Source organism: Rhodococcus sp. MT28 (genome assembly GCF_058792695.1).
In genome coordinates this window covers 1-21999 of sequence record NZ_JBXAFD010000007.1, presented here as the reverse complement: position 1 = coordinate 21999, position 21999 = coordinate 1, and the positions used below count along the sequence as shown (strand labels likewise).

The following is a 21999-nucleotide window of genomic DNA, read 5'->3' as shown; positions in this document are numbered from 1 at the left end:
TCAGCAGGTCATCCGCGTCGACGGGTCGGTAGTGGTATCGAGCCACTTGCCGTAAGCGTCGCCGCCTGCTGCGCGAACGTCCTTGCAGATCTTCGACTCGGTGTTCCCGGATTCGCGATACACCGTGTAGATCGCCGTCCCCGAATCGGAGACTTGACGCAGTGACGGGCAGGACTGGTCTGTGCGTAGGTATTTCGAGCCGGGGAACGCGTCGAGGTAGTTCTGGATCTCGCTGGCGTACGTTGCTGGATCGGTGGCATTGGCCAACACCACGATTCCGGTTCCTTTGCATGAGGGGACGGTGATCGGCTTGCTCACCCCGAGGTCGCCATTTCTCGCGGACGGGTTCGACGCCCGGGTGGTCGTGGTCGCCTGCAGTCCGGCGGCGGGTAGCGGCTCGAGCTTCGGCGTTCTGACTGGATCCTGAATGGGTGCCGGTGCCGACGTGGCGGTGGAAGCTGCTACAGCGGTTGGTGATTCGGGACCCGAATTCCCCAGCGTCACCCAGGCCGCCGTGCCTCCTGCGGCCAGAACGAGTGCAATTCCAGCCGCACCGATCGCGATCGGTGCTCGGTTTCGCTTGGTCTTTGTCACGATGTGCGTGTAGTTCCCGTGAGCGGGATTCGCCGTGGTGTAGGTGGGCTGCCCGACGATCGTGGGTTGCAATCCGCCGGCGGCACCGGGGGTGTGGGTCGTCGAGAGGGCCTGCCGCGCTTGGAGTGCGAGCGCTCCCGTAGTCGGATAGCGGTGTGCGGGATCCTTTGCCATGCCGCGAGCCACGATGGCGTCAAGGCCTTGCGGGAGCGACGGAACCGCCAGTGTGGGGCGTGGCGGCGGAGCGTTCAGGTGCGAATTGACCAGATGCTCGATGCTTGTGGTGTTGAAAGGTGTTGTTCCGGTGAGTGATTGGTAGAGGACACAAGCCAGGGAATAGACATCCGCTGCGGCCGTCGGCGTTTCGATTCCGAACCGCTCCGGCGCCATGTATGCATACGAACCGACTGCGCTTCCCTCGGTGGTGATCTTCGTGTCCGTCTGTGAGTATGCGATTCCGAAGTCGACGAGGTAGGCGAAGCCGTTGTTCGTGAGAATGATGTTGTCTGGTTTGACGTCACGATGGATGAGCCCGCGGGCATGGGCGGCGTCCAACGCCGACGCGATTTGCGAGACGATGTCGACGGCTCGTACAGGCGTGAGTCGGCCGAATTCGGTCAACTCGGCTCGCAACGTATGACCTTCGACCAATCGCATGTCGATGAAGAGAACTCCGTCGATCTCGCCCCAGTCGTGCACAGGGATCACGTGCGGTTCGTTCAGGGCGGCGGTGGTGCGAGATTCTCGGCGGAAACGAGCTTGGAATGACGGGTCGGCCGCAAGCTCTCGATGGAGCAACTTGAGAGCGACCAGGCGATCCTTCGAGGTGTCGTACGCCTCGTACACTTCACCCATTCCGCCTCGGCCGAGGAGGCTACGCAACTCGTACACGCCGAATCGGGTTCCTGATCGCCCTTCGTGCGAGCTCGAGGCGTTTTCAGTCATCGTCGGTCCCATCGCTGCGGTGCAGAGTCGGCCATCAACATATCGTTGTCAGGAGGTGCCGGGGGACCGCCTAGACTGATGTACGTGGCGGGCCGAATTTCTGACAGAGACATCGCGGCCATTCGCGAACGCACTCGCATCGAGGACATCGTCGGTGAATACGTTTCACTCAAGCGTGCCGGTGGCGATTCGATCAAAGGTCTGTGTCCCTTTCACGACGAGAAGTCGCCGTCGTTCCATGTGCGACCCAACCACGGCCTCTACCACTGCTTCGGCTGCGGTGAGGGTGGTGACGTGTACTCGTTCCTGCAGAAGATGGATCACATCAGCTTCGTAGAGGCCGTCGAGCAGTTGGCGGATCGACTCAGCTACACGATTTCGTACGAGGGCGGCGGACCGTCCGTTCAGCGCGATCGCGGCACCCGTGCACGCTTGATCGCAGCAAACGCGGCGGCTCAGGAGTTCTACGCCGCTCGTCTGCGCGAACCCGATGCCCAGGCGGCTCGCGACTACCTCACCGAGAGAAACTTCGACGGTGCAGCGGCCCTGCAGTTCGGGTGTGGATACGCGCCAGAAGGTTGGGACACACTCACAAAACACTTGATGTCCAAAGGTTTCGAGTTCAAAGAACTAGAAGCAGCCGGGCTGTCCAAAGAAGGCCGGCGAGGTCCGATCGACCGGTTCCATCGCCGACTTCTGTGGCCGATCCGCAGCGTCGCCGGTGACGTCATCGGCTTCGGTGCCCGCAAGCTCTTCGACGACGACACCATGCCGGGTAAGTACGTCAACACGCCGGAAACGATTCTCTACAAGAAGTCTCAGGTCTTGTTCGGCTTGGACCTCGCCAAGCGCGACATCGCCAAGGGACACCAGGCGGTAGTCGTCGAGGGCTACACCGACGTCATGGCGATGCATTTGGCCGGCGTCAAGACCGCCGTCGCTTCGTGCGGAACCGCCTTCGGTGAGGAGCACCTTGCGATGCTCCGTCGACTCCTGATGGACGACAGCTACTTTCGCGGTGAAATCATCTACACCTTCGACGGTGATGCCGCGGGGCAGGCCGCTGCGATGAAGGCGTTCGAGGGTGATCAAAAGATGGCCGGGCAGACGTTCGTCGCCGTCGCGCCCGACGGAATGGACCCGTGCGATCTGCGACTGAAGTCTGGTGACGCCGCCGTTCGCGACCTCGTGGCACGGCGCACTCCGATGTTCGAGTTCGTGGTGAAGTCCATCCTCACCGAACACGATCTGGAGACCGCTGAAGGTCGTGTCGAGGCACTGCGTCGTACCGTGCCCGTCGTTGCGCAGATCAAGGAATCAACTCTGCGCGACAGCTACGCGAATCTGTTGTGCGGATGGGTCGGTTGGGACGATCTTCCGTCGGTTCGACGACGCGTGCGTGACGAAGCTCGCAAACGGGCGTCGACGCGTGGATCGTCACCGGCGCCCAAGCGTCGTCAGGTTGTCGACCAACCTGCTGCCGATGCGCTTGCGCTGCCGATCGGAATCTCCAGGCCCCGGCCCAACGATCCCGCGCTCTCGACGCAGCGAGCTGTCCTCAAGGCCGCATTGCAGCACCCTGGCATCGCCGGCAGTGTCTTCGACTCGTTGCCGCCCGAGACGTTCACCCACCCCGCCTACGTTGTCATCAGACAGGCAATGGCTGACGCCGGTGGAACGAGCAAGGGACTCGGCGGCGCCGAGTGGATCGAAGTCGTTACCAAGGGCGTCGAAGACATGACGGTGGCCTCGGTTGTATCTGAGCTGGCCGTCGAACCGATGCCGTGTGACGAAGACACGGTTCCGCGCTACATCAACGGAGTGCTCGCACGACTGCAGGAAGCGTGGGTGGGCGAGCAGGTTGCCGACCTCAAATCCAAGCTTCAGCGCGTTTCACCTGCTGCAGCCCCCGAGGAGTACAACTCACTGTTCGGCGACCTCGTGGCGCTGGAGCAGTATCGCCGACAGCTGCGTGAGCAGGCTGTCGGCGACCAAAGCGTCTGACCTAACGGTTTTTCTTCAACTGGTCGTGGGGGACCAGAATCGTAGTCTCCTCGTTGATCGGCTTCATCGGCTCGAGCTTGGGCTGAGTACTCAGTGAGTCGGCCAGCTTCTGCCGTGACGCGTCCAACACCTTCTTGGTGGCCGGACTGGTGGCCACCGCCTTCGCGGCCCGGCTGATCTGCTCGTATCGTGCGCGGCCCGCTTTGGTTCCCAGGACGTACCCAGCTGCAACACCGATCAACAAACGCATCATTCCTGCTTCCCTCCAGCACCGATCGTCCTGACTCCATCCTGCCTGATGACTCGCTGGGCAGGCGATTTGGTACTTCGGTGAAGGATTCGCTACAGTTTCTCAGGCAACGCCGGAACGGGCGAAGCGAGCAAGACAATCCCCTGTAGCTCAATTGGCAGAGCTTCCGACTGTTAATCGGACGGTTGCTGGTTCGAGTCCAGCCGGGGGAGCAGCAAAGCCCCTCACCTGAGAAATCGGGTGGGGGGCTTTCTTGTTTTGATCTGACCTAGTGCGCTCGCAGCAGACCCACCGATCGAAGTGCCGATTCGACGTCTGCCGCCTTGTTTGCTTGTTCGCCGCGAATTCCCAGCCGTCGAGCGCTGAGGACGTTCACCGGGTTGTCGTCGACGAAGAAGGTCTGCTGTGGACGCGCATCGAGCAACTCCAGCGCAGCCAGGAAGGCCGCAGGTTCGGGTTTGGTAGCTCCGAGCATGCAGGAGAAAACATGCTCGTCGATTGCCGATGGAGTTACGACACTCTCGATGGCGGCCAAGAGAACAGGTCCGTTGTCGGAGAGTGTGGCGACCACGACCCCCTCGCTTCGAAGCGCGATTGCGAGATCGATGACCGCGCGGTCCGGGATGAAGGCCTTGGCCCAGGCTCGGCGTAGCTCGTCGCGGTCACCAGGAAACCCGAGTCGTCGAAAGCGTTCCAGGATCGCGGTTTCGGAGTGAATGCCGAGATCGCATTCCTGGTCGAACCCGGACGCGAACACGAGGGCATGAATCTCGTCTTCCGTGACGCCGATGGCCGCAGCCAGTTCTGCGGCGCGACGGTCAGGCTCGAATCGACACAGCACACCGCCCAAGTCGAACAACACGAGTTCAGGTGGTCCGCTGTCGTTCGCCATGTCGGAGAGGATAGGCGGCATCAGCACCCGTGAACGCGACGCGAAGATATTGGCGACAGATACACCAAAGCCCGACGCAAGTGTCTGCGTCGGGCTTTCGGTGGAACCGTCGAACTGTTTGACCGGTGCGCCTACTTCGCTGCGCGATCCGACGGCTCGAACAGCCGGATGATGTGGCTGGGGTTGATGTAGTAGACACCATTCGGAGAATTGAGAACGAGAGTGTCTTCGGTGAAATCGGTGACGGTGCCGTTCAGTTTCGCGCCGTCGGACATGATGATCCGGATCGTGGCCTTCGAGTTCTTGAATTCGGTCAGTGCAAGCTTCATGTGGTGATCCTGTTCCGTGGGGTGTGCACTCCCACGGTATCGGCTCATCGCGCCTGTGCCGACCAACCTTGGAAGACTCGACTCGAAAGAGTGCAACGCGTCACCGCCTGCCCGATTGTGATCCGCGTCGGATGTGCCGGTAACATTCGGATTCGCCGCGATGCATCGCATCCGGATGGGGCGGTAGCTCAGTCGGTTAGAGCCGTGGACTCATAATCCATTGGTCGCGGGTTCGAGCCCCGCCCGCCCCACATTCAGTTGCCGTGAGCCCGCAGGTCAGACCCAATGACTTTTGTCGAAAGTCATGCTGCCGACGATCGCAACGGCGACAAGTGCGCAGAGTGCAATCAACAGGGCAGTTGCCCACAGGTTGTTGGTGCAGTTGCCCACACGTAGTTGGTATTGAATCGCACGCAACGCGCATGCGGGTACGGCTGAGTTGATCCTTCGTGGCTACACAAGTAAATGTCGTACCGCGATCGTCGATCTCGGACGAGGTGAAAGTCTCGGATCCGGATACCCAATCCTCGACAAGTATCGGGAGCGCAGTGCAATTGGGCGCAACCGAGCGAGCGACGTGCCGGACGTGAAGGAAAAGTAGGTACCTATCCGGGTATTTCAGCGTATGTGCTCGACGTACAGAAGTGTCACGCTTTAGACGTGCCTACCGGTGTAGGTACAAGGCAGTCGAGCCGTCCCCCCGCGGCTCGGCTGCACCCAAATGTTGACGCGCTGACCGGCAGCCGACTGTCGGAAACGACTCCACGCGAGGAACGGCAACGATAGTGGGCCCCGCAACTGCGGGGCCCTTTCTCTGTCTGAAAAGCGCTGTCGGACTTGGGTCATCACCATTGAGGACTTCGTGCTCGATCACTGGAAACGAGAGCCAACCAGGGCTGTCTCGCCGTCCTTGTCTGCGTCGGACCCACTTTGCCGAGCTTCGTGAATTGCAGAATCCGCAGCCCGCGAGAGCTCAGTAGTCGCCTCGATCGGGTGCAAAACCGGGCAATCGGAACAAAACACTTGTCGATGCGTTACAACTATTGTTAAAGTGTAACGACGAACTGCAAGTGAACAGCAACTTCAAGGTCTCGCTACCGGAAGCCGATGGGCGCCGGGGGAGATTCGTCTGCTGTCGATGGACGCGACGCCGTTGGGCGGCACGGATAAAGGCTCTGCGAATTGCGCCGGGTCGCACCCCTGATCAACCTGACAGACCAACGTAACGGAGAACATACTGTGACAATCAAGAACTCGATCGGGCCTGGTGTCGAAGCCGATCATGGAAACAGGCTGTTCGGCAACACTATTCGATCAGCTGAAGGTGAGGAACTGGTCCAGCGGCTGAATGCCATGTTCGAGCGAGCGAACAGCGCAGGTCAGGTGGTGAATCAACGAGAACTCTCGACCGTGCTTTCTGTGCGGAGATCCGAGGGTTCGCCGGTCGACCGGTCGATTCCGGCGCCTGACAGGCTGATGCATGCGATCGAGGGACTCTCGTACGAATCCCTTTCCCTGTTGATTTGTGCGGCCGAGCATTTACTGCGTTCGGAAGGGGTACATGTCGACTCGACGCCCTTCACGTGAGGGGCGACGAGACCCGTCGAGGAAATCGAAGTGATCGGTCCGTCGCCGACGAACGAGTATTTTGTCACGAACGGAATGACGTAGTTACGTCGTCGTTTGTAATTCTGTTGTGCGACCGGCGAATCAGGCCTCCGGCGTTGCTCAGTCGCACGATCCCGATTCCGCTGCTTCGAAGGCTTCTTGGTGCGCTCACGCGCCTCAGCGTCGAATCCTCTCCAGTCGTCGTGCGGCCCGCTCATGTCATCGCGGACTCGATCGATCGGCGACGTGGGATCAGTCGGAGTATGTCCAGTTCTTCGGCCGATCCGAGTATCGACCGGCAAATCTTGTCGACGGAGTCAGATGCCGGATACCGGCACCGAAATACGGATCAACATTCACCTCGGGAAGCCGCATGAAGTGAATTGACTATCGCAGTCTGCTGTTGTGGTGTGAACGCTGCCCAGGCGCTGGCGGAACCCGCGAGTTCAGGGACATCGTTCCATCCAGGGCTCTGTAGCCGGGCCAACGCCGCCTCGACCGTCCCGAAAACTTCGAGGTACGCATGTGCGTCGTCGCATGTGAAGGCGAGTTCGTGTGGTTCGGCGTCGCCCCCGTCCCCGCCACACGAAGTAAGCATCAGCACGAATGGAGTCGCAATAGCGATCATGATTCGCTTCATCGGCCAATCGAAGCAGACTGACCCCGCCCTGGCGGACTATTCTCGATCCATGCCGATCACCCCGGATACAAAGAACTGGACCTGGGTCCTCGAACGCCCATGCGCCGAGTGCGGGTTTGATTCGTCCGCTGTGGCGTTCGCGGATGTTCCAGATCTTGTGCGTAGCAATGCCGTCTCGTGGGCCGAGGTACTGGAGCGCGAGAATGTGACGGAGCGACCGGACAGCGAAACATGGTCAGCGCTGGAGTATTCCGCCCACGTACGCGACGTGTTCCGGATCTTCAAGGTGCGGTTGGAACAGATGCTCGAATTCGACGATCCGCGATTCGAGAACTGGGATCAGGACGCAACAGCCGAGGCCGAGCGGTACAACGACCAAGATCCGGCAAAGGTGGCATCGGAATTGTCCGACGCCGCGGCGGAGGTCGCGAATGCCTTCGAAACCGTGCCAGAGGGTAGCCGCCAACGACGGGGTCTCCGCAGTGACGGATCGGCGTTCACCGTCGAATCGTTGGCGGCCTACTTCATTCACGATCCGATCCATCACCTGTACGACGTCTCGGTGTAGTCAGAGCCCGCGCACCTCCTCGAGGGTTCTTCTGGCTCCGACGGAGTGCAATGAGTCGAGGGTCTTTCGGAAGCTAGCGACAAATCGGCGATCGTCCACGAGATCGCCGAACACTTGGCGGTACCCGATGAAGGCCAACGGGTCGCTCGACTGTTTCTGGGCGAGCGGCACCAGAGTGTCCGACAGCTGATCGACGACGGTGATGGGATCTCCGTTCTCGTCTGTGCCCTCGGCGTAGCGGGCCCAGCTAGCGACAATTGCGGTGGACAGGTTGATCGACCCACCGGTGTCGAGTTGGTTCCGGATGACGGGCAACAGCCACTTGGGAATTCGATCGGACGACTCGGCACACAGACGTGCAATCGTGTCGCGGATCTGGGGGTTCGAGAATCTTTCGATGAGGGTCTTCTTGTACTGATCGAGGTCGACGCCGGGTACCGGGTCAAGGGTCGGCGTCGCTTCGAGATTCATGTAGTCGAGCAGGAACCCCGACAAGAGTTCGTCCTGGCATGCCTCGTGGACCAGGCGGTATCCGGCAAGGTAGCCGAAGTACGCGATGCCTTGATGGCCGGCATTGAGAAGGCGCAGTTTCATCAGTTCGTACGGGCGAACATCCGGCACGAGATTGACGCCGGCATTCTCCAGAGGTGGCCTGCCTGAGGTGAACTCGTCCTCGAGGAACCACGCGGTGAACGGCTCAGCCGCGACCGGCCACTGATCTTCCACGCCAAACGTCTCGGCGATCTCGGTGGTCACCTCGGCTGTCGTGACGGGTGTGATCCGGTCGACCATGGAGTTGGGGAAGGCGCCGTTCTCGTCGATCCACTCCGCAAGTTCGGGATCCTTCAGGGCGGCGAACGCTCCGACTGCCGTCCTGGCGACCGATCCGTTGCCTTCGATGTTGTCGCAACTCATGATCGTGAACGGGGCGAGGCCCCGGTCGCGACGGAGTGCGAGTGCCGCACAAATCAGACCGAAGGTGGTGTGGGGGAGTGTTCCCGGCTCGAGATCGTGCATTACATCGGGATCGGACGCGTCGAACTCACCCGTAGTGTGCGAGATGTTGTATCCGCCCTCGGTGATGGTGAGAGATACGATTTTCGTCGATTCGGATGCCATCTTTTCGATCACCGCCTCCGGATCCTCCGGAGCGAACAGGTACTCGACGATCGACCCGATGACCCGGGCCTCGAGGGTTCCGTCAGAATGCTTGAGCGCCAGCGTGTAGAGGCAGTCCTGCGCGCGGAGAGCGTCTTTCATCCGCTTGTCCGACGGCATCACTCCCACTCCGCAGATTCCCCAGTCGAAGCCCTCACCGCGTCGCAGGAGATCATCGATGTACATGGCCTGGTGTGCACGGTGAAAGCCTCCGACACCGAAATGCACTATGCCAGTAGTGACTTTGCTCCGGTCGTAGTTCGGCACTTCGAGTGCAGCATCGAAGTCGAACAGGGTCTTCGTATTGAGTTCCATGAAAGTACTAGTCTCCTTCGGCGACGATGACTACGGCTTTGATGCTGCCGAGAATGCGATCGGCCACCAGGGCCTCTTGCGACTGTTCGAGTGAAAAGCGTGCTGTGACCATCGAGTCCAGATCGACGCGCCCGGCAGCGACCAATGCGGCGGCGATCGGCCACGTGTTGGCGTACCGGAACACTCCGGTCAGCATCAGTTCGCGATTCTGAATGATCGGGACCGGCAACGGTATCTCGTCGGCACCCATTCCGACCAGAACGACGGTTCCAGCGGGCCGAACTGCGTGAATCCCGTCGATCACTGCGGCCGTGGCACCCGACGCGTCGATGAATGCGTCGACGGCCAGCGAGCGTACGTCGCTCTCACGTGGATCAACGACGGTTGTTGCGCCGAATTTCAGTGCCACATCACGCCGGGCCGCGTCGATGTCCGAGACGATGACTTCCGTCGCGCCGAATGCCTTGGCCACCTGCGTCGTCACGATTCCTACCGGGCCGGCGCCGGCGATCAACACCCGAGAGCCGGCAGTGATCCCCGCCTTCTGGGCTGAGGCGATCCCTACGGAGAGTGGCTCGAACAGCGCAGCTGCCTCGTAGGACACGGAATCTGCGATGGGATGGGCGAAGTCGGCACCGATCGTGACGTAGTCGGTCAGCGCACCGTCGATCGGCGGCGTCGCGAAGAACTCCATATGAGGGCAGAGGTTGTATCTGCCTGCCTTGGATTCGGGACTTGTCGGATCGGGCTTCTGAGGCTCGATGGAGACACGCTGCCCGATGCGTCTTGGGTCGACGCCGTCACCGACCGCAGCGATGCGTCCCGATGCTTCGTGTCCGAGAACGAGCGGTGAGTTGACTACGTAAGGGCCGATGCGACCTTCGTGAAAGTAGTGCGCGTCCGACCCGCACACGCCCACGGCATGGATGCGAACGAGGACTTCACCCGCCTTCGGGGACGGTCGTGGTCTCTCGACCATCTGCATCTTTCCGGTCTCGACGAGGACATTTGCCCGAATTGTCGCAGGTAGATCGACGGATTCTCCGGAAACTGTTGTGTGGGTCACAACGTAGATGTTAGCTTAATGAGCATAAGAACATCTAGTGAGCATTTGCTCACGATCAAGAAACTTTGAACCTGATGCACAAGGAGACCGCGTGAACCAGTCGGCTCAGCCCACAGGACTCAAGACGTCGAAGTTGCCCGCTTCCGAAGATGTGCGGCTCGCCTTGCGGGCAGCGACCATGTATCACCTCGAAGGTGCCACTCAGGCGGAGATTGCAGCGAAATTGGGCGTCTCGCGGCCGACAGCCGGGCGACTGTTGGCCAGGGCGCGGACGCAAGGTTTGGTCAGGGTCGAGATTTTGGTACCGCCGGAGCTCGAAGGTTCGGTGAACACGGAGTTGGAATCGAAGCTGGAGAAGCACTTCGGGTTGGCCGAAGTGTTGATCGTCCCCGAAGCGATTTCGGATGCGGACGACCCGGACTTCGACGCACTCGGTCGAAGAGCAGCGGAAGTTCTGGTTCGTCGTCTGCAGCCTTCGAGCGTTCTCGGGTTTACCTGGGGTCCGGAAACCGTTGCGGTAGCAGGATCTTTGCCGGACAAGGCCGCGAAGTGCTCGGCTGTGGTACAACTTGACGGCTCCATGACGGTGACCGACTACCAAACCGGTGTCGACTTCACCATCGGCCGATGTGCACAACAGTTGCAGGCCAATCCTATTCGTCTCAACGCTCCGCTGTATGCCGACCCGGCGACCGTGGAGTCGATGCGAAACGACTCGGTGATCTCGAAGGCGCTGCAAGCCGGAACTGATTCCGACATCATGGTTTTCGGAGTCGGTGCCGTCTCGACCGCGACGACCTTGTTTGCCGGTAGCTTCGTCGACTCGACCATGCTGGACGAGTTGGAAAGTCGAGGCGCTGTCGGTGAAATCGGCGGCCGTTTCTACTCGGTCGACGGCAATCCAGTGGAGGGGCCACTACCTGAGCGAACGGTCTCCGTATCGCTCGACGCAGTGAAATCCTGCGATCAGACGATTCTGATTTCGGGAGGAACACACAAACGCCAGGCCGTTCTGGGCGCATTGCGCGGAGGTTTGGCAAACGTACTCGTCACCGACGTCGAGTGCGCCCAGTGGCTGCTCGAAGGCTAGCGATCTCACGAGTTTCGCGGTCCGAGCGCGCGACTGACACGCAAGTGTGAAGGAAGGTAATCCGTGAAAACAGGAAGACGAGTGTGGGGCGCTGCCGCGGCGGCGCTCTGCCTCCTGGTGTCGGGATGTGCGGGCGCTGGTGCGCTCGGTGGTTCCGGCGAACGAACAGTCACCATCGCGATGGTGTCGAACTCGCAGATGCAGGACGCCATCAAACTGGCGCCGGCTTTCGAAGCCGAGAACCCTGGCATCGACCTCAAATTCGTCAGCCTTTCCGAGAACCAGGCGCGCGCCAAGATCACGGCGTCGACGGCAACCGGCGGCGGTGAGTTCGACGTCGTGATGATCAGCAACTACGAGACACCTCAGTGGGCCGCCAACGGTTGGCTCACGAACCTGTCCGACTATGCAGACACGACGCCCGGTTACGACGAGGACGACTTCGTACCGTCGATCAAGACTTCTCTGTCGTACGAGGACAGTATGTACGCGGTCCCCTTCTACGGGGAGTCGTCGTTCCTGATGTACCGCAAGGATCTGTTCGATCAGGCGGGGATTACAGTTCCCGAAGACCCGACGTGGCAAGAAGTTGCAGGTTGGGCAGCACAGTTCGACAACCCGGACGCCAAGATGGCGGGAATCTGCTTGCGCGGAAAGCCTGGCTGGGGTGAGGTACTCGCACCGCTGAACACCGTGATCAACACCTTCGGTGGACGCTGGTACGACGAGAATTGGAATGCGCAGCTGACCAGTCCGCAGGTCGAGGATGCGGTTCAGTTCTACGTGGACACGGTCAAGGAGCACGGTCAGCCGGGTCCTGCCACAAGCGGATTCGGTGAATGTGCAACACAATTCGCGCAAGGCAACACGGCGATGTGGTACGACGCGACGTCGGCTGTGTCGGTTCTCGAGGACCCTGCGTCGTCGAAGGTAGTCGGCAACATCGGATATGCGAAGGCCCCGAAGGTCGAGAAGTCCGATCCTGGTTGGCTCTACACGTGGGCGCTCGGAATCCCGGAGTCGGCAAAGAACAAAGATGACGCCTGGAAGTTCATTTCCTGGATGACGAACAAGGACTACATCCAGAAGGTCGGAACCGAACTCGGCTGGTCGAGAGTTCCTCCGGGAAGTCGCCTATCGACCTACGAGATTCCGGAATATCAAGAGGCCGCACAGGCATTCGGTCCGATCACCCTCGAATCGATCAACAATGCAGATCCGAAAAACCCGACAGTGCAACCGGTTCCGTACACCGGCGTCCAGTTCCTCACCATCCCTGAGTTTCAGGACCTGGGCACTCGCGTCAGCCAGCAGATCAGTGCGGCCATCGCGGGTCAGAAGAGCGTGAAAGAAGCACTCGAACAATCCCAGCAGTATGCCGAGGTGGTCGGCAAGACCTATCAGGAGAACCGATGACTACGGTTGCCGAGCCCAGAACTACGGTGGACGACGCGCCACCGGTCCGTGTCGAAAAGAAGATCTCCCGCGCCGAGGGTTGGCGTCGTAGAGGTCCCCTGTTGCCGGCGTTGATCTTCTCGATCGTCGTCACCCAGATTCCGTTTCTGTTCACCCTCTACTACTCGACGCAGTCGTGGAACCTAGTCCGGCCGGGATCGCGGCACTTCAACGGGTTCGACAACTACATAGAGGTTTTCAAGGACAGTCAGTTTCGGGAAGTCGCGGTCAACACGGTCATCATGATCGTGGGAACCGTCATCGTTTCCGTGATCCTCGGACTCGCGCTGGCGCTGTTACTCGACCGCGCATTCCTTGGTCGGGGCATCGTCCGGACACTGCTGATCACGCCGTTTCTCATCACTCCCGTCGCCGGCGCATTGCTGTGGAAGACAACAATGTTCGACCCGGTGTTCGGTATCGTGAACTTTGTCCTCCAGCCTTTCGGCGTCGGCCAGGTCGACTGGGTCAGCAAGTTTCCGCTCGCCGCCGTCATGATCAATCTGATCTGGCAGTGGACGCCCTTCATGATGCTGCTCATTCTGGCCGGTTTGCAGTCCATGCCCCGAGACATTCTCGAAGCCGCACGAGTGGACGGAGCCAAGCCGTTTGCGATGTTCCGCGAACTGACGTTGCCGCACCTGCGCCGCTTCATCGAACTCGGTGCAGTTCTGGGTGCGATCTACCTCGTGAACACCTTTGACGCGGTGTACATGATGACCTCGGGTGGGCCCGGCGTGGCCAGCTCGAACCTGCCGTTCTACATCTACCAGCGCGCGTTCCTCGGCTTCGACGTAGGTCAAGCTGCGGCGATGGGTGTCGTAACAGTGATCGCGACGATCATCGTGTCGACACTTGCGCTCCGATTGATCTTCAAGAGCTTCACCGGCAACGAGGAGGCGGCGTGATGACTGCCGTAGAGACGACAAGCGCGACGGCCGACAAGCCCGTCGTCAAGAAAAAGAAGAGCAGCAAGTTCAGTCCGTGGTCGGTTGTGGCGTGGATCGCCGCTCTCGGGTTTTTCTTCCCGGTCTTCTGGATGGTCCTCACCGCGTTCAAGACCGAGGCAGACGCCTACACGGATCCGCCGAAGCTGTTCTTCACTCCCACCCTCGAACAGTTCCGTGCCGTCCTCGACTCCGGTCTCGGCACGACGCTGGCAAACTCCGCATTTGCGACGGCCATGTCGACGATTCTTGTTCTGCTACTGGGTGTTCCGGCTGCGTTTGCATTGTCGCTTCGCCCGGTAGTCAAGACTCAGGACGTTCTGTTCTTTTTCATCAGTACCAAGATGCTCCCAGTCGTCGCTGCAATCGTGCCGCTGTACGTGATCGTCAACGACATCGGGTTGCTCGACAACATCTGGGCGCTGGTCATCTTGTACACATCGATGAATCTGCCGATTGCAGTGTGGATGATGCGTTCGTTCTTTCTCGAAGTCCCCGGCGAACTTCTCGAAGCTGCCAGCATGGACGGCGCGAGTTTGTGGACCTCGGTTCGCGAGGTGATCCTCCCGCTGATCTCGCCCGGAATTGCTGCGACTGCGCTGATCTGCGTGATCTTCTCGTGGAACGAATTCTTCTTCGCAGTCAACCTGACAGCTGTTCAAGCGCAGACGATTCCGGTCTTCCTGGTCGGGTTCATCACCGGCGAGGGACTGTACTGGGCTCGGCTCTCCGCGGCAGCGACCATGGCGGCATTGCCCGTCATCCTGGCCGGTTGGTTCGCCCAGAACAAACTGGTGCGCGGCCTGTCCTTCGGTGCAATCAAATAATTCTCCTCACCCTCTCAGGAGTTCGTCATGGCTGAAATCTCTTACCAGAAAGCGTCTTGCATCTACGAAGGTGCTGGGACCCTCGCTGTAGATTCACTCGATCTTGACATCAAGGACGGGGAGTTCATCGTGCTCGTCGGTCCGTCAGGTTCCGGAAAGTCCACGGCCCTGCGCATGTTGGCAGGGCTCGAGGACATCGATTCCGGTGCGATCACCATCAACGGCAAGGACATGACCGATGTCCCGTCCAAGGATCGCGACATCGCAATGGTCTTCCAGAATTACGCGCTGTACCCCAATAAAACCGTCGGCGAAAATATGGGGTTCGCGTTGAAGATGCGCGGTGTGCCCGTCGAGGAGCGTAAGAAGAAAGTGGCCGAAGCGGCCAAACTGCTTGACCTGACTGACTATCTCGACCGCAAACCGGCCAAGCTTTCCGGTGGTCAACGGCAGCGAGTTGCCATGGGCCGAGCTATCGTTCGTGAACCGCAAGTGTTCTGCATGGACGAGCCGCTCTCCAACCTCGACGCAAAGCTACGCGTCCAGACCCGCACGCAGATCGCGGCGTTGCAGCGTCGTCTCGGAACCACCACCGTCTACGTCACGCACGATCAGGTGGAAGCGATGACGATGGGTGATCGCGTGGCAGTGCTCAAGGGCGGCAAGTTGCAACAATTCGCTTCTCCGACCGAACTTTACGATCGGCCGGCCAATGCGTTTGTTGCCGGTTTCATCGGATCTCCAGGTATGAACTTGGTAACGGCGCCGGTCAGTTCGGGTGGGGTGCGTTTCGGTGACGTCGAGGTTCCGCTGGACCGCGAGCAGATGGCGGCAATCGCCGCGGCCGGTCTGGACTCGGTCACAGTAGGAATTCGACCCGAGCAATTCCAGGTGGTTGCCGCTGGAGACGGAATCGCAGCTCAGATCGACCTGGTGGAGGAACTGGGCAACGAGTCGTACATCTACGCGCACGTACCTGGCACGGAATCCGATCCGATTTCGCTCGTCGCACGCACCGGCGGGCGATCGAAGCTGCAGTACGGCCAGACGCTGGGCTTCGAGCGGGTGGACGGCCTCGTTCACCTCTTCGACCCGGCTACGGGCGAGCGTGTGGGTAGCTGAATCCCATCGCATTCGTGACCTGCTCGGCACCCGAACTCGTTCGTGCCGAGCAGGTCACATCCATCTTCGACTGGTGAGAAGGTTAGGGTCTACCGATGAGTGATACACGCGAACGATCCGTCGTGGTGTGTGGTGAGGGACTGGTTGATCTGGTTCCGGTGGGGGAGAACTTCTCGCCCAAGTTGGGCGGTGGACCGTTCAACGTTGCGGTTGCATTGGGCCGACTCGGATCCGACGTGGGATTCGTCTCTCGCTTGTCCACCGACGCCTTCGGAGATCGGATGATCGACTCGCTGGCCGCGTCCAATGTCGACACAACCGGAGTCGAACGTGGGCCCGAGCCGACAACTCTGGCCGTCGTGAACCTTGCAGCGGACGGAGGTGCGCGGTATTCCTTCTACCTCGAGGGAACGGCAGATCGACAGTTCGCGCTGCCGAAACTTCCCTCTGCCCGGGCATTCTCGTTCGGAACGCTGTCGCTGGTGCTCGAGCCCGGGGCCTCTGCCTACGAAGCTTTGCTGTACGAAGCCCACGCCCGCGGTCGACTCACCATGGTCGACCCCAACATTCGTCCGGCGGTGATCTCCGACCCGGACGCGTATCGACGACGGTTTCGTTCGTGGTTGCCCGCCATCGACATTCTCAAAGTGAGCGACGACGACGCGAAGTGGTTGGGTTCGGTCGACGGCGCCGAGTGGCTCGACGAAGGCGTCGGAGCCGTCCTGCTCACCCGTGGAGGTGACGGGTTGCGGTTGATCACCGAGCAACTCGATGTTTCGGTGCCCGCGCCCGCGGTCGACGTCGCGGACACGATCGGTGCGGGCGATACCGTTCACGGAGCCCTGTTGGCCTACCTTGATCGTCACGATGCACTCGACGTCGCAGTTGTGCGTGCGTTCTCCGAGGCAGATTGGTCGGCCGCGTTGACCTTTGCCGCACGCGCGGCAGCCGTCACCGTGTCACGTCCCGGGGCGGATCCGCCGTGGTCAAGGGAGTTGGGCCGGCCCGTCTAGCACTGGGGACCACCGCCCTACTGCGAGCGCAGTACGTCGAACTGCCTACCTGTGCACGATGTGCGACGGGGTCGTGTATCGGCACAGTGACACGCATGTCGATATTCCTGTACAAACTCTCGCGACTCGCGTTTCGGCGCCGTTGGGCAATGGTGGGCTTCTGGGTCGTCCTGCTGGTGGCGGGCGGAGTAGGCGCAGCAACGCTGTCCGGTCCGACCGTCAATACATTGTCGATCCCGGGCACAGAATCGCAAGCGGCACAGGACCGTCTTTCTGAACGGTTCCCGGAATCGTCCACCGGCGGAGCCAGTGCTCGCATCGTCTTCGAATCTCCGGCGGGCACGACGCTCACCGATCCGGCGATTCGACGATCCGTCAGTGACTTGGTCTCTGCGCTCGGGAAGGACCCCGAGGTTGCAGCGGTATCGGATCCATATGCCTCCGGCGGAGTGTCGCCGACCGGGACGATCGGATACATGCAGGTCTCCTATACCGCCGACTCGATCGAGTTGCCGGACAGCTCGAAAGAACTGCTCGAGTCCGCCGTCCACGACGCCGCGGATTCAGGGCTGGCAGTCGATGTTGCCGGCAACGTGCTGATGGAAAGCAGTGCCGAATCGATGGGCGAAGTGATCGGCGTCGCGATCGCCGCTGTGGTCCTGACGGTCACTTTCGGTTCGTTGGTGGCAGCAGGGCTTCCCTTGATCAGCGCGTTGATCGGCATCGGCATCGCGATCTGCACGATCACTATCGCAACTGGTTTCATCGAATTGGGTTCGAGCACAACGGTCCTGGCAATGATGCTTGGGCTCGCCGTGGCGATCGACTATTCGCTCTTCATCGTCTCGCGCTACCGCTCCGAACTACGTGACGGACATGATCCAGAAATTGCTGCGGGCCGCGCAGCGGGGACTGCGGGTTCGGCCGTAGTGTTCGCGGGGTTGACGGTGCTCATCGCATTGGCAGGACTGTTCGTCGTGAACATCCCGTTCCTGACGAGCATGGGTCTGGCTGCAGCATTCGCAGTTGCTGTTGCAGTGGTGATTTCACTGACGCTGCTGCCCGCCACACTCGGATTTGCAGGGTCGCGCGTCATGAGTCGGTCTGATCGTCGACTGCTGGCGTCCGGCGGTGAACTGACACACCGGAAACAGTCGGAGGGGGCGGGCTCGCGATGGGCCAAGTTCGTGATCCGGCGTCGAGTTCCGGTTTTGCTCGCGTCAGTCCTCGGGCTGGGATTGCTGGCGATCCCCACATTCGGAATCAACCTGAGTTTGGCGAGCCCACCAGTGCCCGACACAACTGCCGCCAGGGCTACCGACCGACTATCCGAGGGGTTCGGTGCCGGGTTCAGCGGTCCGCTCATGGTGGTCGTCGACGTTGCCGACGCCGCAGATCCGGCAGCGGCATTGAGCGGCGCCCAGGAAAAGCTCGGCGCTCTGCCCGACGTAGCGGCAGTGACGCCGCCAGCACTCAATCAGGCCGGCGATACAGCAGTCATCACGGTGGTTCCCTCGAGTGGCCCGGAAACCGAGGCAACAAAGGCGCTCGTCGCAGATATACGTGAGGTCGCCGGATCACTGACCGACGAGACCGGAGCCACGATGTCGGTCACCGGTCAGACAGCGTTGACGATCGACGTTTCGGATCGCCTGGCCGACGCCCTGGTTCCCTACCTCGCATTGGTCGTCGGCCTCGCCTTCATCCTCCTGATGTTGGTGTTCCGCTCGATCTTGGTACCACTCAAGGCAACTCTCGGATTTCTGCTCTCGATCGGTGCGACGTTCGGTGTGCTGGTCGCGATCTTCCAGTGGGGTTGGTTCGCCGGCATTCTCGGAATCGAAGGTCAAACCGGATCAGTTGTGGCGATGTTGCCCATCTTCATGATTGGCATCGTCTTCGGGTTGGCGATGGACTACCAGGTGTTCCTGGTGACCAGAATGCGTGAAGCGTTCGTCCACGGTGACGGACCGGATGAAGCAGTCGTGAAGGGCTTCGACCAGGGCGCGCGAGTGGTCACGGCCGCGGCGCTGATCATGATCGCCGTTTTCGCGGGCTTCATCTTCGGCGGCGACGCCTTCATCATGCAGATCGGACTCGGACTCTCGTTCGCGGTTCTGTTCGACGCCTTCGTGATTCGTATGACCGTCGTACCGGCCGTCATGTCCCTGTTGGGCTCGAGGGCATGGTGGTTCCCCTCATGGCTGGACCGGTTGGTCCCGAACGTCGATGTCGAGGGGGAGCAGTTGACTGCGCTGCTCGCAGATTCGAAGGAATCCAGTGAACCCACGAGCGACAAGTTGTCGGTGTGACCCGGATACGGTAGATCGATGACTTCGACATCGACGTGGGGTCGATGGTGTGCGGAACACCCGCGCACCATCGACCTGGCACTGGCGATTCTCGTGCTCCTTGCCACGTGGACGGCGCACCGCATCGCGCTCGACGGCAATGACACCCGCGAGGTCACGGTTGTGGGAGTGCTTGTAACAGCGATCGCAGCGGCAACCATCGTGTTCCGAAGGCGCTATCCGTTCTCGGCACTGGCGGTGGCAGTACTCCTCGGCGTATTGATGATTGCACTGTCAGCGCCGCCGAATGCCGGCACAGGTTCCGCAGCGATGGTGTGCCTCTACTACGTTGCCAGCACGAGTGACCGCCGGAGGACCTTCTTCGCAGCGGCGAGCACAGTCAGCTCGCTGATGCTCGTCACGATCTTCCTGGGAGTGGGGAACAATCTCCTGCAGGAGGCACTGGGGTTGTTGGCTTGGTTGCTGATGGCAAGTTTTGCCGGCGCCGAGGTCCGTTCTCGCCGAGCCTATCTGGAGTCCGTCGAGGCGCGCGCGGTGCAAGCGGAAAGAATGCGCGAGGACGAGGCCCGACACCGCGTCGTCGAAGAAAGGATGCGGATTGCGCGAGACCTGCACGACGTTGTCGCGCACCACATTGCCTTGGTCAACCTGCAAGTCGGGGTCGCGTCGCACTTGATCGGGAAAGACCCGGAGAAGGCGACGACTGCACTACGCGGAGTGGAGGAAACGTCCAAGGCGGCACTCGATGAAATTCGGGCCACGGTCGGAGTTCTCCGTGATGCTCAGGACGGTGATCGCTCGATGAAGCCGGCTCCGGGGCTTTCGGATCTACCGGCACTGGTGGATCAATTCGTCAGTGCGGGAATGGAAATCGAAGTGCGCGCTGTGGGTTCGCTGCGCCCTCTCGGGCCAGCAGTAGACCTCACGGCGTACCGAATTATCCAGGAAGCACTCGTGAATGCGAGCAAGCATGCGTTGCCAGGGGCCGTCACCGTGTCGTTGTCGTACGAAGCCGAGGTTCTGGTGCTGTCGGTCGAAAACTCCGGAACGGCAGTGCCTTCGACGTCACCGCCCGGGTACGGACTGCTGGGAATGAAGGAGAGGGCACAGGCAATGGGAGGCGAGGTCTCAGCAGGATTCCGCGCGGACGGGGGATTTCGTGTGGACGCCCAACTGCCGCTTGTCTCGGTGTCCAGGGGTTCGGAGAGTGGGGAGTCGTGAGTATTCGGGTGGTAGTGGCAGACGATCAGGCGCTCTTCCGTCAAACGCTTGCGCTGCTGATCGGTTCGGAAGAGGACATGGAGGTGGTCGCCGAGGCGGCAGACGGAGAGCAGGCATTCCAGGCGGCGATCGAGCACCGACCCGACGTTGTATTGATGGATATTCGAATGCCAGGCACCAGCGGAGTCGAAGCGACCGCCATGATTGCCGATCATCCGGATTTGACCGACGTGCGCGTGTTGATCCTTACCACCTTCGAAGTGGATGAGCATGTGGCACAGGCGATCCGGGCTGGAGCCAGCGGCTTCATCGGCAAAGGAATCCGAGCGGAGGATCTACTCGATGCTGTTCGGACGGTCGCAGGTGGGAACTCTTTGCTGTCGCCGATTGCGACCAGCGCGTTGATTTCTCGGTTCCTTTCCACTCCGTCGCGGGCCGACTCGACTTCTGGGATTTTCGGTCAATTGACACCACGCGAACTCGAAGTGGTAACCCTCGTTGCCCTCGGGATGTCCAACGACGAAATCGCCGCGGAATTGGTGATCAGCGCGGTCACGGCAAAAACCCATGTGAATCGGGCGATGACAAAACTGGATGTCCGCGACCGCGCGCAACTGGTGGTTCTCGCATATCAATGCGGTGTGGTGATTCCGGGACGCTCGGTGGATTGACTCGAAAAACTCTTGACTCGAACGGGTGTTCGAGTATGATATGGGGAGGGGATCGGGGGATTCAATGAGTGTCTTGTTGTCGGATGTGGTGTCTGGTTCTGCGGTGGGGTTACGTGGACGTCTGTGGCGGTTGTCTGCTGCGGAGTTGCGTGAGGCTGCTGTCGAGGCGAGTGCGGAGATTCTGCGCCTGGAAGCGGTGCGGGTGGCGGTGGTGGACGAGTTGTCGTTGCGTTCCGATGATCAGGTGATTGCCAGCCGTGGAGTCGGGTCATGGTTGGCGGCGAACACGATGCTGCAGGTTCGGGACGGGAAGAAGATCGCCGCCCGGGGTGCAGCTTTGCGGCCGTTTCCGGCGGTGGCTGCTCGGTTCGATTGTGGCGATTGCTCGTTCGATCACGCGGTGTTGATCGTGGCGTTCTGTGAGTCACCGCCGAAGGGGATGCCGGAGGAGGCGCTCCCTCGTTGTATCGATTTGTTGTTGGCTGCTGCGTCGGGGGTGGAGGCGACGACGACGAAGGTGCGGCACGTTATCGCGACCTTGGAGCGGTTGTTCGAGTCCGATGAGATTCCGCCCGCCGAAGATGTCGATCGGAACGAACTGCGGATCGCCTCGACCTTGAACGGTCGGGTGGTGGTGCGTGGGGATTTCGACGCTCTCACCGGTGAAATGCTGCTGTCGGCCCTGTCGAATCTGACGATGCCGACCCCAGCACCGGATGGGACGCCGGATTCTAGGTCGGCGGCGAAACGCACCGCGGACGGGTTCACCGAACTGATCCGCCGGTATCTGGACTGCGCGAAGACCGGTACGGATGGTGGTCAGCGTCCGCATGTGAACGTGCACATCAATGCTCGGGATCTGGCGGAGCATCGGGACTGCGCCGCCGCGCCCTCCGATGGTGAAGAGTCTCCGTCTGATCTTGATGTCGGGCACATGCCCTGGCTGGGACCGCTGTCGGTGTCGCAGAGCAG

Annotated in this window: 18 protein-coding genes and 2 tRNA genes; 14 read left to right on the top strand and 6 right to left on the bottom strand. The window is 60.7% G+C overall.

All coding sequences use genetic code 11. The annotated features are described in order from the left end of the window. Positions 1-1551, bottom strand: coding sequence for a serine/threonine-protein kinase (locus AC1Q6C_RS25005; RefSeq protein WP_230358809.1), 1551 nt, complete (start codon positions 1549-1551; stop codon positions 1-3). Between the two features lie 72 nt (positions 1552-1623). On the opposite strand from AC1Q6C_RS25005, the gene dnaG reads away from it, so the two are divergent. Next, on the top strand, positions 1624-3543 hold the full coding sequence (gene dnaG / locus AC1Q6C_RS25000) for a DNA primase (RefSeq protein ID WP_030536590.1): 1920 nt from the start codon (positions 1624-1626) through the stop codon (positions 3541-3543). A gap of 1 nt (position 3544) precedes the next feature. Here the strand turns inward: dnaG and AC1Q6C_RS24995 are convergent, their stop codons facing one another. After that, positions 3545-3796 carry a hypothetical protein gene (locus AC1Q6C_RS24995; RefSeq protein ID WP_003941570.1) on the bottom strand — a complete coding sequence of 84 codons (252 nt, stop codon included), beginning with the start codon at positions 3794-3796 and terminating at the stop codon, positions 3545-3547. Between the two features lie 136 nt (positions 3797-3932). Between AC1Q6C_RS24995 and AC1Q6C_RS24990 the strand changes: the two genes are divergently transcribed. Further along, positions 3933-4005: transfer RNA gene (locus tag AC1Q6C_RS24990), tRNA-Asn, on the top strand. Between the two features lie 56 nt (positions 4006-4061). Here AC1Q6C_RS24990 and AC1Q6C_RS24985 read toward each other — a convergent pair. Next, positions 4062-4685, bottom strand: coding sequence for an HAD-IA family hydrolase (locus AC1Q6C_RS24985; protein ID WP_223304513.1), 624 nt, complete (start codon positions 4683-4685; stop codon positions 4062-4064). 131 nt (positions 4686-4816) lie between these two features. Then, complete coding sequence (locus tag AC1Q6C_RS24980) at positions 4817-5014, bottom strand: hypothetical protein (protein WP_003941659.1); 198 nt, start codon at positions 5012-5014, stop codon at positions 4817-4819. A gap of 177 nt (positions 5015-5191) precedes the next feature. Between AC1Q6C_RS24980 and AC1Q6C_RS24975 the strand changes: the two genes are divergently transcribed. Beyond that, positions 5192-5265, top strand: a tRNA-Ile gene (locus tag AC1Q6C_RS24975). Between the two features lie 2046 nt (positions 5266-7311). Further along, on the top strand, positions 7312-7830 hold the full coding sequence (locus AC1Q6C_RS24970) for a DinB family protein (protein ID WP_230358808.1): 519 nt from the start codon (positions 7312-7314) through the stop codon (positions 7828-7830). On the opposite strand, the gene AC1Q6C_RS24965 is transcribed toward AC1Q6C_RS24970, so the two are convergent. Together AC1Q6C_RS24965 and AC1Q6C_RS24960 are read right to left on the bottom strand one after the other, a co-directional pair. Next, the gene (locus AC1Q6C_RS24965; RefSeq protein WP_042450149.1) at positions 7831-9303 is read right to left on the bottom strand and encodes a mannitol dehydrogenase family protein; all 1473 of its coding nucleotides are present in this window, start codon (positions 9301-9303) and stop codon (positions 7831-7833) included. A 7-nt stretch (positions 9304-9310) separates the two neighbouring features. After that, a complete protein-coding gene (locus AC1Q6C_RS24960) occupies positions 9311-10321 on the bottom strand; it encodes an NAD(P)-dependent alcohol dehydrogenase (protein ID WP_042450271.1) in 1011 nt (336 codons plus the stop codon). Between the two features lie 139 nt (positions 10322-10460). On the opposite strand from AC1Q6C_RS24960, the gene AC1Q6C_RS24955 reads away from it, so the two are divergent. The 10 genes from AC1Q6C_RS24955 to AC1Q6C_RS24910 all read left to right on the top strand — a co-directional run. Beyond that, on the top strand, positions 10461-11459 hold the full coding sequence (locus AC1Q6C_RS24955; RefSeq protein WP_230358807.1) for a sugar-binding transcriptional regulator: 999 nt from the start codon (positions 10461-10463) through the stop codon (positions 11457-11459). A gap of 63 nt (positions 11460-11522) precedes the next feature. Further along, complete coding sequence (locus tag AC1Q6C_RS24950; protein WP_030536581.1) at positions 11523-12875, top strand: ABC transporter substrate-binding protein; 1353 nt, start codon at positions 11523-11525, stop codon at positions 12873-12875. Then, entirely contained in the window at positions 12872-13822 is a 951-nt protein-coding gene (locus AC1Q6C_RS24945; RefSeq protein WP_019748978.1) for a carbohydrate ABC transporter permease, read from the top strand. The genes AC1Q6C_RS24950 and AC1Q6C_RS24945 overlap by 4 nt, the downstream gene beginning before the upstream one ends. Then, positions 13822-14688: a carbohydrate ABC transporter permease gene (locus AC1Q6C_RS24940; RefSeq protein WP_165638834.1), complete on the top strand. Its 867-nt coding sequence runs from the start codon at positions 13822-13824 to the stop codon at positions 14686-14688. Before AC1Q6C_RS24945 ends, AC1Q6C_RS24940 begins: the two co-directional genes overlap by 1 nt. A gap of 27 nt (positions 14689-14715) precedes the next feature. Then, the gene (locus tag AC1Q6C_RS24935) at positions 14716-15810 is read left to right on the top strand and encodes an ABC transporter ATP-binding protein (protein WP_064689216.1); all 1095 of its coding nucleotides are present in this window, start codon (positions 14716-14718) and stop codon (positions 15808-15810) included. 95 nt (positions 15811-15905) lie between these two features. Then, on the top strand, positions 15906-16823 hold the full coding sequence (locus tag AC1Q6C_RS24930; RefSeq protein WP_230358806.1) for a carbohydrate kinase family protein: 918 nt from the start codon (positions 15906-15908) through the stop codon (positions 16821-16823). Between the two features lie 95 nt (positions 16824-16918). Beyond that, positions 16919-19135, top strand: coding sequence for an MMPL family transporter (locus AC1Q6C_RS24925; RefSeq protein WP_492666867.1), 2217 nt, complete (start codon positions 16919-16921; stop codon positions 19133-19135). 18 nt (positions 19136-19153) lie between these two features. Then, positions 19154-20356 (top strand): sensor histidine kinase, encoded by a 1203-nt coding sequence (locus AC1Q6C_RS24920; RefSeq protein WP_030536577.1) that lies wholly within the window; start codon positions 19154-19156, stop codon positions 20354-20356. Then, entirely contained in the window at positions 20353-21027 is a 675-nt protein-coding gene (locus AC1Q6C_RS24915) for a response regulator (RefSeq protein WP_042921920.1), read from the top strand. Before AC1Q6C_RS24920 ends, AC1Q6C_RS24915 begins: the two co-directional genes overlap by 4 nt. Before the next feature lie 64 nt (positions 21028-21091). Further along, the coding region (locus tag AC1Q6C_RS24910) for a DUF222 domain-containing protein (RefSeq protein ID WP_492666866.1) at positions 21092-21999 on the top strand (908 nt) is incomplete at its 3' end.

Coding starts and splice junctions, on each gene's coding strand:
- AC1Q6C_RS25005 (WP_230358809.1), bottom strand. CDS start 1,551: ATGGGACCGACGATGACTGAAAACGCCTCGAGCTCGCACGAAGGGCGA.
- AC1Q6C_RS24995 (WP_003941570.1), bottom strand. CDS start 3,796: ATGATGCGTTTGTTGATCGGTGTTGCAGCTGGGTACGTCCTGGGAACC.
- AC1Q6C_RS24985 (WP_223304513.1), bottom strand. CDS start 4,685: ATGGCGAACGACAGCGGACCACCTGAACTCGTGTTGTTCGACTTGGGC.
- AC1Q6C_RS24980 (WP_003941659.1), bottom strand. CDS start 5,014: ATGAAGCTTGCACTGACCGAATTCAAGAACTCGAAGGCCACGATCCGG.
- AC1Q6C_RS24970 (WP_230358808.1), top strand. CDS start 7,312: ATGCCGATCACCCCGGATACAAAGAACTGGACCTGGGTCCTCGAACGC.
- AC1Q6C_RS24965 (WP_042450149.1), bottom strand. CDS start 9,303: ATGGAACTCAATACGAAGACCCTGTTCGACTTCGATGCTGCACTCGAA.
- AC1Q6C_RS24945 (WP_019748978.1), top strand. CDS start 12,872: ATGACTACGGTTGCCGAGCCCAGAACTACGGTGGACGACGCGCCACCG.
- AC1Q6C_RS24940 (WP_165638834.1), top strand. CDS start 13,822: ATGACTGCCGTAGAGACGACAAGCGCGACGGCCGACAAGCCCGTCGTC.
- AC1Q6C_RS24935 (WP_064689216.1), top strand. CDS start 14,716: ATGGCTGAAATCTCTTACCAGAAAGCGTCTTGCATCTACGAAGGTGCT.
- AC1Q6C_RS24930 (WP_230358806.1), top strand. CDS start 15,906: ATGAGTGATACACGCGAACGATCCGTCGTGGTGTGTGGTGAGGGACTG.
- AC1Q6C_RS24925 (WP_492666867.1), top strand. CDS start 16,919: ATGTCGATATTCCTGTACAAACTCTCGCGACTCGCGTTTCGGCGCCGT.
- AC1Q6C_RS24920 (WP_030536577.1), top strand. CDS start 19,154: ATGACTTCGACATCGACGTGGGGTCGATGGTGTGCGGAACACCCGCGC.